This window comes from Marinobacter albus (assembly GCF_030238305.1).
In the GTDB taxonomy this organism is placed as follows: Bacteria; Pseudomonadota; Gammaproteobacteria; order Pseudomonadales; family Oleiphilaceae; genus Marinobacter; species Marinobacter albus.
Window position 1 is genome coordinate 2,362,597 of the sequence record NZ_JASSQD010000001.1, and the last position, 12,316, is coordinate 2,374,912.

Genomic DNA, 12,316 nt, shown 5'->3' on the forward strand with positions numbered 1-12,316 from the left:
CACGACACCTAGATCACAATCAGCTCGGCGCGCAGGGCGCCGGCCTGTTTGAGCGCTTCGAGCACCGCCATGACGTCACCCGGTGCCGCCCCGACCTGGTTTACTGCCTGGACGATGTCGTTCAGCGTGACCGCCGGTCCGAACTTGAACATCCGCGCCGGCTCCTCGGTAATGGCAATCTGGCTATCCTGCTCAAGCGCCGTTTCGCCCTCGGCAAACGGATTGGGCTGGACGACGTTCGGATTCTCCTGAATGGTGACCGTCAGGTTGCCATGGGTTACTGCGGCCGGGCTGACCTGAACGTTCTGGCCGACAACAATGGTGCCGGTCCGGCTGTTGATAACAACCTTGGCCGCATCCTGTGCCGGATCGACGTTAATGTTCTCGAGGATCGAGAGGAAGCTCACGCGCTGGGACGGGTCCCTCGGGGCACGGACCGAAATGGACGTGGCGTCATGGGCATACGCCATGTCCGGACCAAGGTGGCCATTGACGGCCTCCACCACCCGACGGGCCGTGGTGAAGTCCGGACGCAGCAGATGGAACGTGATGGTATCGCCCTTGGAGAACGGTGAGACCACCTCTCGCTCGATGGTCGCACCGTTTGGAATACGGCCCACGCTGGGAACATTCACGGTGATACGTGAACCGTCCTGTCCCTGGGCACCAAAACCACCAACCACAAGGCTACCCTGGGCGATGGCGTAGATATTGTCGTCGGCGCCTTTCAGCGGTGTCATCAGCAGTGTGCCACCGCGCAGGCTATCGGCGTTGCCGATGGACGAGACGGTAATGTCCAGCTCCTGCCCGGGCTTGGCGAAGGGCGGCAGAGTCGCACTGACGGTAACCGCAGCCACGTTTGCCAGATTGGGATTCACGCCCTCGGGGAGAGTAACGCCAAACTGGTTCATCATGTTCCGGAAGGTCTGATTGGTGAAGGGTGCTTTGTCACCGGTACCATCAAGCCCCACCACCAGGCCATAACCCACCAGCTGGTTGTTACGCACACCCTTGATGCGGGCCAGATCCTTCAGGCGATCCGCCAGTACCGGCCCGGCAAAGAGGGACAGCATCAACGTGGCAGCCAGGACTTTTTTCAGGTTCATAAGGGCCACCACTCACTGTTGAAGAAGCGGGCCAGCCAGCCCATCTGGTTCGCCTGGTCGAAATCGCCGGTGCCGCCATAGGCGATTCGCGCGTCCGCGATCCGCGTTGACGCAACCGTGTTGTCCGGCTGGATGTCTTCCGGCCGCACCAGCCCGGTCAGGCGGATGTATTCGTCTCCGTTGGTCAGGGACAGCCACTTTTCACCGCGGATACGAAGCACACCGTTCGGCAGAACCTCGGTAACGGTAACGGTGATGTTACCCGCCAGGCTGTTGCTCTGGTCGGCTTCTGCCGCGCCCTCGAAGTCCCGCTCGTGATTCAGTGCGGTGTCCAGCCCGATATTGCTCTTACCGAAGATGGTCGGCTCCGGTAGGCGAATCTCGTTTTCCTTGCTGATGCTGGTTTCGGCGTTCTTGCTCGCCCGGGTCGATTCCTCAAGCGTGATCGTCAGCACGTCGCCGACGTTCAGCGCCGTGGTATCGCCATAGAAATTGTAGTTCCGGGAGCTCTGGAAAATTGCGCCGGACTCCGGATCCCGCTGCATCATTGCCTGCGCACGAACCGGCGCGAACTCGGGATCGTCCGGCACTGCCCGGGGCCGGCTCATGGCCGTACACCCCTGCAGCACAATCAGCGCACCGACCAGGGTCAGTGTCGGTGCCCCTTTGAACATGCGGGTTGGAATGATGCGTTTCATGGCTTAACCGATATTGTTGGTAATGAACTGCAGCATCTGGTCCGTGGTGGACACCACCTTCGAGTTCATCTCGTAGGCGCGCTGGGTCGTGATCATATTCACCAGCTCTTCCACCACTTCCACGTTGGAGGCCTCTATGGAGCCCTGCTCGATGGTGCCAAGCCCGGCGAGTCCCGGCTCACCCTCGGCGGGATCGCCGCTGGCATTGGTCGCCTTGAACAGGTTGTTGCCGATCGCCTGGAGCCCTTGCGGGTTTATGAAGTCCACCAACGTGATCTGCCCAAGGTTGACGGGAGTAGACTGGTCGTCGGTCACGGCGGTTACCGTACCGTCCTTGCCGATCGTAATGTTGGTGGCGTTCTCCGGGACCGTTATGGCAGGCTCCAGCGCGTAGCCGTCCGGGTTCACGACATCGCCGTTGGCATTGAGCTGGAACTGGCCGTCCCGAGTGTAGGCGACCTGTCCGTCCGGCAACTGCACCTGCAGAAAGCCACGCCCATTCACCGCCATGTCCAGGGGCTGCTCGGTGACCTGAAGGTTGCCCTGTGAAAACTGTTTTGCCGTTCCGACGACCCGAACACCGGTGCCTAACTGAAGACCGGAGGGCAACTCGGAATTCTGAGAGCTCAGGCCGCCGGGTTGGCGATTGATCTGGTACAGCAGATCCTGGAAGACCGCCCGGTCCCGTTTGAAGCCAGTGGTGTTCACGTTTGCCAGGTTGTTGGAAATGGTGGACATGTTGGTGTCCTGTGCGCTCAACCCGGTTTTGCTGACCCAAAGTGCTGGATGCATGACTCTTACTCCTTGCCGGGGGCTGATTGGGCGGCCATTTTTTGCCGCTTTCAGCCCGTCAGGCCAATGTATTCAGTTGTTATCAGAGGTTCTGCAACAGGCGTGCCGCCGCTTCGGAATTTTCATTGGCCGTGGTCATGACCTTCACCTGCATCTCGTACTGCCTTGACAGCTGCAGGTTGGAAATCATTTCCTCAACGGCGTTCACATTGGAGCTTTCCAGGAAGCCGGTTGCGACCCGGAGGTTGCCATCCGGCGGTTCCACGCCGTCTATGGCCTGGTCCGGCTTGCGACGCATGAAGCCGTCAAGCCCCTTCTCCAGGGAATCGGAGGGCGGATTAACCAGTTTCAGTCGGTCCACTTCAACAAGCTCATCCGGGGCGCCACCTACCGGCACCACCGAAACGGTGCCATCGGCACCGATCTGGACATTGTCGAAGGGCGGCAACGCCACGGGGCCACCGTTACCCAGAACGAGTTCGCCGCCGGGCAGGCGCATGAGGCCATTCACATCAATCTGGAGGCTTCCGGTACGGGTAAACACCTCTTCGCCGCGATCATTCTGGATAGCCAGCCAGCCGTCCCCTTCCATTGCCACGTCGAGTTTCCGACCGGTTTCCATGAGCGCACCGGCCGACAGGTCACTACCCGGGCGCTCGGTCATGGCGTACGCCCGGGTAGGATGATGTTCCCCGAAGACGGCCATGCTGCGGGCCTGAGCGAAGTCTTTCTTGAAGCCGGTAGTGCTGACGTTAGCCAGGTTGTTGGCATGGGCACGCTGGGCCAGCATATTCTGCTTGGCGCCTGACATACCGATGTAGAGGGCTTTGTCCATGGGAAAACTCCTGCCGGAATTTTGACTGTTTCCAGTATTCCTGCAGGAGTTGTGCCATGTTTATTGCGCTAGCGGTTAGCGGAGATTGATGATGGTCTGGGTGACCGCATCGGAGGTCTCAATTGTCTTGGCGTTGGCCTGGTAATTACGCTGGGCAATGATCAGACTGACCAGTTCCGCCGAAAGATCCACGTTCGATTCTTCCACCGAGCTTGCGGTGATGGAACCGAGAGTACCCGTGTCCGGAGCACCGATAATCGGCTGGCCCGATTCAAAGGTTTCTACCCAGGTGGTTTCCCCAACCGGCGACAATCCATTCGTGTTATTGAAGGCTGCGAGGGCAACCTGGCCCAGAGCCTTGGATTGGCCATTGGTATAGCGGGCAAAGAGAACCCCCTGATCGGAGACATCCAGTCCCGATAACCGGCCGGTGGTATAACCGTTCTGCTGCTGGTCGTTCACACCGAAGGCGGCGCCGTACTGGGTGGTACCTCCCAGATTAACCACAAACGCGGACGAAGTCGGTGGCTCCGGAATGGGGGTGACCACCTGGGTGCCCGGCCCCGGAGGACCATCGGCACCATTGGGCTGGCCGTTCTGGTCTTTCGGGATCCAGTCGCTCACCACGATCTCACCGGCCGGGTCGCCATTCACGGATTGCAGATTGCCATCCTGATCAAAGCGCGCGGTGTAAGGTGTGGTATCGGTACCGGCAATCATTTCACCGTCAATCTGCAGATAAACAGACCACTCACTGATACCCACGCCGCTGCCCGGTGCCGGCTCCTTAACGAAAAACTGGGTAATCTCGTGAGAGTTACCGAGGCTGTCGTAGATCGTCGCGGACGTTGCATGGTTGTATGTGCGCTGATCCAGCGGATTGAACTCGTTAGTTATCCGGATCGGCGAGCCATTGAACGCCGTCTCGAAGCTGCCATCTGCCGGATCATCAACGCTGGCAACCATTCGGTCCGCGGTCACGTTCACGTCGCCGAGTACCTGGGTCGGTCCGACTGTCGTGATGCCATCGCTGTAGGTGTAGTCGAGCGTCTCTCCCTGGTTGTGAATGACACGCAGCACATCGGTGCCGGAGCCATCGTCCACGACCGAGGCAGAGATCGCGGTTTCACTGGAGTTGTTGATCGCGTCGGCCAGATCCTGCAGGGAAGAAATGCTGCTGGTGTCGAGGGTCAGCGGGCTGCCGTTGATGTTCAGATTGAACGAGAAGGTGCCACCCGTGATAAAGGCGTCGGTCAGGCCGTTAAGCTGCGCGGTGGTTGTTGCCGACGCATTGAAACCCGGTACGCCATTGAGCGTTTGGGCAGCCTCACGCGCCGATGCAGCCGGGTCGATTGTCACGGCATAGTCTGGCGAGCCATCGGTGTACTGAACCGAGAAACTCTCGCCCTGGATGCCCGCAACGCTCAGTGGTCCGATATCCCGCACCCGGTTTTCCAGCACCGGCTCTCGAGAATCCAGGTTCAGGTCCGTCGTCAGGTTGGTGGTTCGTCTGGGCGCCAGGTTGTCCGTCTCAATCTGAAGGTCGCTCCGGATGCCCGACAGGTTGCCATCACCATCTGCGGTGTAACCCTGAACACGCATGTTCTGGTTATTGGTCACGTAACCGTTCTTGTCGATACCAAACTGGCCCGCCCGGGAGTAGCGGATCTCACCGCCATTGTTGAGGATGAAGAAACCATCGCCACTGATGGCCATGTCCAGCCCGTTGTCGGTGAAGCTGATATTGCCCTGCCCGAACGACTGCTTGACGTCTTGAACCCGAACACCGTCGCCAATCGGGTTGGTGCCTGCACTCAGAAAGCCGCTGGCGTAGAGATCACCAAATTGAACACTGCTGCTCTTGAAGCCAACCGTACTGGCGTTCGCGATGTTGTTGCCGGTGACATCCAGATCCACCGATGCCGCCCGAAGACCACTAAGCCCTGTATTAAATGCCATAAATCACCTCTTGGTCTGACACCGGTATCAGTTGATTTGTTTTACATCCGACAGGGCGATGGAGCCCATGCCGGCCAGATTCAATGTAATCGAACCGTTCTGGCCCAGTGAAACACTGTCCACATTAGCGCTGACCATAGTGCCCAGCTGTTGCGTGCCCTCCGGGTACGAAGCCTCCGCGACAATGCGGTACGGGCCCGGCGGCAATGGATTGCCGTTGCCATCCTGACCATCCCAGCTGAAGGACTTCACGCCGGCCGGGCTGCTGCCCAGATCAATCTGACGGACCAGTTCGCCGGCCTGATTCTGCACCGACAGCCGGAGCCCGCCCGTGGAAGCCGGAACGGCAATTGTGCCCCTGATTTCACCATCTGCTCCCAGAATGCCGACGCTGGACGGCGCCAGAACGGTCTTTCCGACCATGGCAGATGCCTGAAGGGCCTGGGTCGAGCGAAATTGACCAACGACGTCGTCGACGGTGCTCGACAATTTCTGCATCTCTTCGAGTGAGCTGAACTGGGCGAGCTGGGATATAAATTCGCCATTATCCTGAGGTTCCAGCGGATTTTGATTCTTCAACTGGGCCAGCATCAGTTCCATGAACTCGTTCCGACCCAATTCGCTGTTGCCTTCAGCGCCACGCTGCTGTTTCAGCTGGTACTGGCTCAGAACATCCGAAGCGTCGGTTGCATTAATTGCGCTCATTGCGTGCTCCTCTCCGGATTACTGCTGACCAAGGGTCAGGATTCGCTGCATCATGGATTTAGCGGTATTCATGATGTCCACGTTCATCTGGTAACTGCGGGAAGAGGACATCATGTCGGCCATCTCTTCCACCACGTTCACGTTCGGATAGAACACGTAGCCATCTTCATTCGCTGCCGGGTGCTCCGGCTGATACCGCATCTGGAGGTCAGCCTGGCTCTCGACAATGCCCTCAACGCGAACCCCTGCCCCGGCACCCTGCTCGCTGGTAAAGGCAAGGCCCTGACTGGCCGGATTGAGCAGGGACTGCTGAATGGCGGCAAACACCGGCTTTCTGGCCCGATAGGTCGTCTCAGTACTGGAACTGGCCGTTTCTGCGTTGGCGATATTGGATGCCGTGGTATTCAGCCGCAGGGATTGCGCGGTCATGCCGGAACCGGCGATGTCAAAAATGCTGCCCAATGACATGGAAACTCTCCTTTGCTACTCGCGTCGCTGCGGCTTATTCGCCCTTGAGGGCCTTGGTCAGGCCGGAAAATTTACTGCTCAGAAACTGGAAGCTCGCCTGGTAATCCATGGCATTGCGCATGAACCGGGTCTGCTCCTGCTGTGCGTCCACTGTATTTCCGTCCACAGACGGCTGATGTGGTGTTTGATACAGCAATTCACTGTCGGACGCACCGCTTGATGTATCCATGTGGCCAGCGTCGGTTTTCGCCATCTCGAATCCGGAGGCGGCCTGCTGGGCCCGCTGCATCACCGCCCGGAAGTCGACATCACGAGCCTTGAATCCCGGGGTATCAGCGTTTGCCATGTTGTTCGCCAGTACTTCCGCCCGCTTGACCCGGGCCTCCAGTGCGTACTGGTGGATCCCAAGCGCTTTATCAAACGAAATCGACATATTGCCTCCCAAAACTGCACCCGCATGCCGGCGCTCTTTGCCGGATTTGCTCTCTAACGGGATTAAAGCAAGGCCAATGCCAAAGTTCTTGAATCTCTCTGAATCGCGCTCTGTGGGGGCTTCGGGAGTATTGCGAAAGGTGTTAAAAAGGGGGCGGAATCCGTGGAACAGGTAAAAAGCGGCAAGCGGTTTCCCCTCCCCCGAGCCGGTAGTAAGGCCCGCGGGAAGGGGAACCGTGGCATTCAGGAAGGCCAGTTCTGGACATAGTCGTGCATTTCCGGACGGGGCACCCGCGGCTTTTCCGACGACACCGTTCCGACATAGAGAAAGCCAACGATCGACTCTTCTTCTGTTAGTCCAAGGCCGTCATGTACCGCCGTATGATAGGCAACACTGCCAGTGCGCCACATCACACCGAATCCGGCGTCCTGCAGAGCCAGCTCCAGAAAGCTCATCCCGGCTGCCGCCGACATGATCTGTTCGACTTCCGGAACCTTGGGGTGCACCTTCGGAGACGCAATGCCGACAATGACCATCGGCGCCCGGAGCGGTGCCCGACGCAACTTGTCGATCTCCTGCTCGTCGCTGTTGTTGGCGCAGGTGGAAGCGAACAGGTCACCCAATGCGTTCAGGCCCTCCCCTTGTATGATAAGGTAGCGCCAGGGGCGCAGCAGGGCATGATCCGGGGCGCGAGCGGCACAGGCAAAGGCGCGGGCCAGAGTGTCGGAGTCCGGGGCCGGCGACTCAAGCCTGGGTTCTGATGCCCGGTTGAGCAGAAACTCACTGACTGCAGTCATATCTTCTCGCTATCAGATGGATGGTCGACGGGAGGATCTATGGACGTTTACGTCGATTCAGTTAATTGTGGGTTATACGTAATACTGTTAACCTTTAGTCGTAGTCCGGTCTACCTAACAATTATAAACGACTTGGTAGCAGCACCATGAGTGACCAACGAACTTTTAGCAACTTTTCAGAATTCTACCCTTACTATCTCGAAGAGCACAGCGATGCCACCTGCCGTCGGCTGCACTTCGCGGGCAGCCTGCTGGTGCTGATTGTCGCAGCCTGGGCCATTACCTCCGGCAAACTGGCCTGGCTACTGCTGCTCCCCGTCATCGGGTACGGATTCGCCTGGGTGGGCCATTTCCAATTCGAAAAGAACCGGCCGGCAACCTTTAAATACCCAGTCTACAGCCTGATGGGCGACTGGGTCATGTTCCGAGATATGCTCATTGGCCGGATCCGTTTCTAATATGATGAGTGCACCGGCAGATCTGCGTAATGCCAGCACTAGCGCTGGCAAGGCATTGTCCGTTGATCACCCCAACAGCCCCATTGCCATTCCACCAATGCCGGATTACAGCGGCCGTATACTGGCGTACACCACAACCGCGGCCATAATTGTGGCCGGCGTCCTCCAGGGTACCTTCCATCAGTGGCTGCTTTGGCTTGTGGCCGGCGCACTCACCTGGCCCCACATTGCCCACGCACTAACCCGGCGCACCTTCCTCCGTAATTCGCCCCGTATCCGTCAAAAGATGCTGATCTTTGACTGCATGGTTGGCGGAGGGTTTATCGGTTGCATCGGTCTGGTCGCTATTCCATCGGTCTCTGTGGTGCTGATGCTGATGTTCAGCTGCCTGATCGTTGGAGGTATCCGACAATGGCTGTTGGGAACCGTTTTCATGGCTGCTACCGTCGCCGCGTCTGTCGCTGTCGTAGGTCCCGCGGAAACGCTCCGCGCGCCCTTGCTGACCAGCATCCTGTCTGTCTCGGCGACTGGTCTCTACATCTGCGTTACCGCCTACTACTCCCATCAGCAGGCTCAAGCCCTCATGCTCGCGAAAACGCAGATCCAGAACCAGCGGGAACAGTCCATCGCACTCTCCCACAAGCTCTCCAAGTATCTGTCACCGCAGGTCTGGCAATCGATCTTTACCGGCGAACGGGATGTGCGCCTTGAAACCCAACGCAAGAAACTGGCGGTGTTCTTCTCCGACATCAAGGGCTTCACCGAGCTGTCGGAGGAAATGGAACCTGAGGCGCTGACCGAGCTGCTTAATCACTACTTCAACGAGATGTCGGAAGTCGCGCTGAAATACGGCGGCACCATCGACAAATTTGTGGGCGATTCAATCATGGTGTTCTTCGGCGACCCCACCAGCCGGGGCCAGCGCGAGGACGCGTTTGCCTGTGTCTCGATGGCGATCGAGATGCGCAAACACATGAAGATCATGCGCCAGAAATGGCGCAGCCAGGGTATTAAAACCCCGCTGGAAATCCGAATGGGCATCAGCACCGGCTACACAACCGTGGGCAACTTCGGGGCCGAGAACCGCATGGACTATACAATCATCGGCAAGGAAGTGAACCTTGCCAGCCGACTGGAGTCTCTGGCCGAGGCCGGCGAGATTCTCGTGTCCTACGAGACTTTCTCGCTGATCAAGGACAAGATCATGTGCCGGGACAAGGGCGAAATCACCGTCAAGGGTTTCGGCAAGCCGGTGCCCATCTACGAAGTGGTTGATTTCCGTCGGGACATGGGCCCCAACCGCAGTTTTCTCGAACACGAACACAGCGGTTTTGCCATGTACCTCGACTCTGACAAGATCACCGAGAAAGAGCGTGAGTCCATCCTCGCCGCTCTTGAAGACGCAGCGGATCGCCTCCGGCAGGAAGAGGACGCCTCCTGAAGCGGAGGCGATTCTGCCCAGGGCTGCCTACTGACGAACCAGCCTGGGAGTGGGCGTGCAGTCCGGTTCAGTACTGCGCCACGGGTTGATGTCGAGCCCGCCACGTCGCGTGTAGCGTGCGCAGACCGTTAACTTTTCAGGCTGACACCTCGCCATCAGGTCGGTAAATACGGTCTCCACGCAATGTTCGTGAAAATCCTGTTTCTGGCGGAATCCCACCACGTATTTCAGCAGCGCCCCGCGATCAATCCGTGGTCCCGTATAGGTCACCAGGAGCGTGGCCCAGTCAGGTTGGCCAGTGACCGGACAATTACTCTTCAGCAAATGCGAACACAGACTCTCTGTAACTACCTCCACCCCGGCGGCAAGCACCTCGGACGAATACTCGTAGGTAGGATCAGTAACCGGCTCGTCATCAATCAGTTCATGGCCGACTGGACGCCCGACCGCTTCTGCGGATGCATCGACGCTTTTCATTTCCACCTGAACCGCGGCGCCACAGGCACTGGACAAGTCCTCGGCCATGGTTTCGGCGACCTGCTCCATTGACGAGAAAACGGCCTGATTGAACGAATTCAGGTACAGCTTGAGAGACTTGGACTCCACAATCGACGGCGATGCTGCTGGAAATCGTATCTCGGCCCACGCCACCGCTGGCACCCCACTGTGGCGCAACCAGGAAACCTCCCAGGCCTGCCACAGGTCTTCACCGAACCAGGGCCACCGGCCGTCACTCAAACCCAGCCTGCGGCGGTTTTCATCCCGGGCGACCGGAAAAAGCAGGGCCGGATCGTAGTGGTCGGGGTACTCGCTGGCTTTGCCCAGCGGTGCATCATGTAACGCCATAAGGAGTCCTGAAGTCAGTGCCGTATGCCCTTTCCGCGTGACAGCATTTTCAAGGCAATGAGTGCGAGCACGGAAATGAAAACCAGAATCATACCAAGAGACACGAACGGATTAACGTCTGAAACGCCCAGAATGCCAAACCGGAAACCGTTCACCATGTACAGGATAGGGTTCGCCATGGACACCGCTTGCCAGAAATCCGGCAAGAGATCGATGCTGTAGAATACCCCGCCCAGATAAGTGAGTGGCGTCAGCACGAACGTCGGGACGATGGAGATGTCGTCAAACTTGGTTGCCAGCATGGCATTGATGAACCCGCCCAGGGCGAACAGTGCGGATGTCAGGAACACAGTCACAACCATCATGGGCAGACTGTGAATCGACAGATTCGTAAAGGCCAGGGACAATAATGTGACGATCAGCCCGATTCCCAAACCTCGCGCCATGCCGCCACAAACGTATCCCGCGAGGATGACCCAGTTGGGAACGGGCGACACCAGCAATTCCTCGATACTGCGCTGGAACTTCATCGAGAAAAACGACGACACCACGTTGGCGTAGGAGTTGGTGATAACGGCCATCATGATCAGGCCCGGGACAATAAAGGCCATGTAGTCAAAGCCTCCCATCTGGCCAATCCGGGAGCCGATCAGATTCCCGAAAATTATGAAATAGAGCGTCATGGTGACCGCGGGCGGAAGCAGTGTCTGCGCCCAGATCCGGGTGAATCGCCGAATCTCACGAACCACGATGGTGTTAAACGCGGTTATCAGAGCCTGAGTCCTCATGCCACGCCCTCCAGGCCTTTTCGGGACTCCACGGCGTTCTCTTCCACCATGCGAATAAACAGCTCTTCAAGCCGATTGGCCTTGGTTCTCATGCTTACCACCTTGATACCACGCTGCTCGAGCTGTACGAACACCTGATTCAGGCCCTGACCTTTTTCAACGTCCACCTCCAGGGCACCCTCACCATCAAGTCGGGTGGCAAATCCATCCAGCTCCGGTGCCGCTGGCAGCGCCAGCTCGGTGTCCAGCACGAACGTCTCCACGCTCAATTCCTGGAGCAGGTCACGTTTGCTGGTGTTCTTGAGTATCTTGCCATGGTCGATAATCGCAATATTCCGGCAGAGCGCTTCTGCTTCTTCCAGATAATGGGTGGTCAGGATAATGGTCGTGCCCTGACGGTTCATTTCCTCAAGGAACGTCCACATCGAGCGCCGGAGTTCAATATCCACCCCCGCCGTCGGTTCGTCCAGAATCAGGAGTCTGGGCTCATGGACAAGCGCACGGGCAATCATCAGCCGCCGCTTCATGCCTCCGGATAGCATCCTTGCGGGTGTGTCACGCTTGTCCCAGAGGCCCAGCTTCTTGAGGTACTTCTCAGCAGACACCGACGCCTGTTTAAGAGGAATGCCATAGTAACCAGCCTGGGTGGTCACTATGTCGAAGACCTTTTCAAACTGGTTAAAATTGAATTCCTGGGGCACCACACCAAGGTTGAGCTTGGCATCGGAAAGCTGGGTATCAATGTCATTGCCGAACACCCTCACCTTTCCTGCCGTCTTGTTGACCAGCGAGCAAACGATGCCCAACGTCGTTGATTTGCCAGCGCCGTTGGGGCCCAGCAACGCGAAAAAATCGCCTTCTGCAACGTGAAGGTCTATCCCCTTGAGCGCCTCGAAGCCGTCACCATAGGTTTTGACCAGACCTTCGATTTCCAGAGCATGGGTCATAAACGATCCTGAATTCTTGGCAAGCCCGGGCTAACCGGGGGGC

Annotated in this window: 14 protein-coding genes; 2 read left to right on the forward strand and 12 right to left on the reverse strand. The window is 58.0% G+C overall.

The genetic code is table 11. From position 1 onward, the window contains the following. Window positions 1–8: 8 nt before the first annotated feature. The 9 genes from QQF73_RS10965 to QQF73_RS11005 form a co-directional block, all read right to left on the reverse strand. Entirely contained in the window at window positions 9–1,106 is a 1,098-nt protein-coding gene (locus QQF73_RS10965; RefSeq protein WP_219865433.1) for a flagellar basal body P-ring protein FlgI, read from the reverse strand. Continuing rightward, window positions 1,103–1,804: a flagellar basal body L-ring protein FlgH gene (flgH, locus tag QQF73_RS10970; RefSeq protein WP_219865432.1), complete on the reverse strand. Its 702-nt coding sequence runs from the start codon at window positions 1,802–1,804 to the stop codon at window positions 1,103–1,105. The genes QQF73_RS10965 and flgH overlap by 4 nt, the downstream gene beginning before the upstream one ends. A gap of 3 nt (window positions 1,805–1,807) precedes the next feature. Then, a complete protein-coding gene (flgG, locus tag QQF73_RS10975; RefSeq protein WP_219865431.1) occupies window positions 1,808–2,596 on the reverse strand; it encodes a flagellar basal-body rod protein FlgG in 789 nt (262 codons plus the stop codon). Window positions 2,597–2,678: 82 nt separating this feature from the next. After that, window positions 2,679–3,431, reverse strand: coding sequence for a flagellar basal body rod protein FlgF (locus QQF73_RS10980; RefSeq protein ID WP_285368215.1), 753 nt, complete (start codon window positions 3,429–3,431; stop codon window positions 2,679–2,681). Window positions 3,432–3,506: 75 nt separating this feature from the next. Further along, window positions 3,507–5,390 (reverse strand): flagellar hook protein FlgE, encoded by a 1,884-nt coding sequence (locus tag QQF73_RS10985; protein ID WP_285368216.1) that lies wholly within the window; start codon window positions 5,388–5,390, stop codon window positions 3,507–3,509. A 27-nt stretch (window positions 5,391–5,417) separates the two neighbouring features. Continuing rightward, complete coding sequence (locus QQF73_RS10990) at window positions 5,418–6,095, reverse strand: flagellar hook assembly protein FlgD (RefSeq protein WP_285368217.1); 678 nt, start codon at window positions 6,093–6,095, stop codon at window positions 5,418–5,420. Between the two features lie 18 nt (window positions 6,096–6,113). Further along, window positions 6,114–6,563 carry a flagellar basal body rod protein FlgC gene (gene flgC / locus QQF73_RS10995; RefSeq protein WP_285368218.1) on the reverse strand — a complete coding sequence of 150 codons (450 nt, stop codon included), beginning with the start codon at window positions 6,561–6,563 and terminating at the stop codon, window positions 6,114–6,116. 34 nt (window positions 6,564–6,597) lie between these two features. Further along, window positions 6,598–6,996 carry a flagellar basal body rod protein FlgB gene (flgB, locus tag QQF73_RS11000; RefSeq protein WP_285368219.1) on the reverse strand — a complete coding sequence of 133 codons (399 nt, stop codon included), beginning with the start codon at window positions 6,994–6,996 and terminating at the stop codon, window positions 6,598–6,600. Window positions 6,997–7,238: 242 nt separating this feature from the next. After that, entirely contained in the window at window positions 7,239–7,793 is a 555-nt protein-coding gene (locus QQF73_RS11005) for a nitroreductase family protein (RefSeq protein ID WP_219865425.1), read from the reverse strand. Window positions 7,794–7,939: 146 nt separating this feature from the next. Between QQF73_RS11005 and QQF73_RS11010 the strand changes: the two genes are divergently transcribed. Together QQF73_RS11010 and QQF73_RS11015 are read left to right on the forward strand one after the other, a co-directional pair. Beyond that, entirely contained in the window at window positions 7,940–8,251 is a 312-nt protein-coding gene (locus QQF73_RS11010; RefSeq protein ID WP_219865424.1) for an Mpo1-like protein, read from the forward strand. Window position 8,252: 1 nt separating this feature from the next. Further along, complete coding sequence (locus tag QQF73_RS11015; protein WP_285368220.1) at window positions 8,253–9,692, forward strand: adenylate/guanylate cyclase domain-containing protein; 1,440 nt, start codon at window positions 8,253–8,255, stop codon at window positions 9,690–9,692. A gap of 27 nt (window positions 9,693–9,719) precedes the next feature. Here the strand turns inward: QQF73_RS11015 and queF are convergent, their stop codons facing one another. Genes queF through QQF73_RS11030 form a run of 3 tightly spaced genes read right to left on the reverse strand, consistent with a single transcriptional unit; the run spans window position 9,720 to window position 12,273 of the window. Then, on the reverse strand, window positions 9,720–10,538 hold the full coding sequence (gene queF, locus QQF73_RS11020) for an NADPH-dependent 7-cyano-7-deazaguanine reductase QueF (protein WP_285368221.1): 819 nt from the start codon (window positions 10,536–10,538) through the stop codon (window positions 9,720–9,722). Window positions 10,539–10,552: 14 nt separating this feature from the next. Beyond that, the gene (locus QQF73_RS11025; RefSeq protein ID WP_219865421.1) at window positions 10,553–11,326 is read right to left on the reverse strand and encodes an ABC transporter permease; all 774 of its coding nucleotides are present in this window, start codon (window positions 11,324–11,326) and stop codon (window positions 10,553–10,555) included. Beyond that, window positions 11,323–12,273 (reverse strand): ABC transporter ATP-binding protein, encoded by a 951-nt coding sequence (locus QQF73_RS11030; RefSeq protein ID WP_219865420.1) that lies wholly within the window; start codon window positions 12,271–12,273, stop codon window positions 11,323–11,325. The genes QQF73_RS11025 and QQF73_RS11030 overlap by 4 nt, the downstream gene beginning before the upstream one ends. Between the last annotated feature and the right edge of the window lie 43 nt (window positions 12,274–12,316).

Excerpts from the sequence above, each read along its gene's own strand:
- QQF73_RS10965 (WP_219865433.1), bottom strand. The coding sequence starts at position 1,106 with ATGAACCTGAAAAAAGTCCTGGCTGCCACGTTGATGCTGTCCCTCTTT.
- flgH (WP_219865432.1), bottom strand. The coding sequence starts at position 1,804 with ATGAAACGCATCATTCCAACCCGCATGTTCAAAGGGGCACCGACACTG.
- flgG (WP_219865431.1), bottom strand. The coding sequence starts at position 2,596 with ATGCATCCAGCACTTTGGGTCAGCAAAACCGGGTTGAGCGCACAGGAC.
- QQF73_RS10980 (WP_285368215.1), bottom strand. The coding sequence starts at position 3,431 with ATGGACAAAGCCCTCTACATCGGTATGTCAGGCGCCAAGCAGAATATG.
- QQF73_RS10985 (WP_285368216.1), bottom strand. The coding sequence starts at position 5,390 with ATGGCATTTAATACAGGGCTTAGTGGTCTTCGGGCGGCATCGGTGGAT.
- QQF73_RS10990 (WP_285368217.1), bottom strand. The coding sequence starts at position 6,095 with ATGAGCGCAATTAATGCAACCGACGCTTCGGATGTTCTGAGCCAGTAC.
- flgC (WP_285368218.1), bottom strand. The coding sequence starts at position 6,563 with ATGTCATTGGGCAGCATTTTTGACATCGCCGGTTCCGGCATGACCGCG.
- flgB (WP_285368219.1), bottom strand. The coding sequence starts at position 6,996 with ATGTCGATTTCGTTTGATAAAGCGCTTGGGATCCACCAGTACGCACTG.
- QQF73_RS11005 (WP_219865425.1), bottom strand. The coding sequence starts at position 7,793 with ATGACTGCAGTCAGTGAGTTTCTGCTCAACCGGGCATCAGAACCCAGG.
- QQF73_RS11010 (WP_219865424.1), top strand. The coding sequence starts at position 7,940 with ATGAGTGACCAACGAACTTTTAGCAACTTTTCAGAATTCTACCCTTAC.
- QQF73_RS11015 (WP_285368220.1), top strand. The coding sequence starts at position 8,253 with ATGATGAGTGCACCGGCAGATCTGCGTAATGCCAGCACTAGCGCTGGC.
- queF (WP_285368221.1), bottom strand. The coding sequence starts at position 10,538 with ATGGCGTTACATGATGCACCGCTGGGCAAAGCCAGCGAGTACCCCGAC.
- QQF73_RS11025 (WP_219865421.1), bottom strand. The coding sequence starts at position 11,326 with ATGAGGACTCAGGCTCTGATAACCGCGTTTAACACCATCGTGGTTCGT.
- QQF73_RS11030 (WP_219865420.1), bottom strand. The coding sequence starts at position 12,273 with ATGACCCATGCTCTGGAAATCGAAGGTCTGGTCAAAACCTATGGTGAC.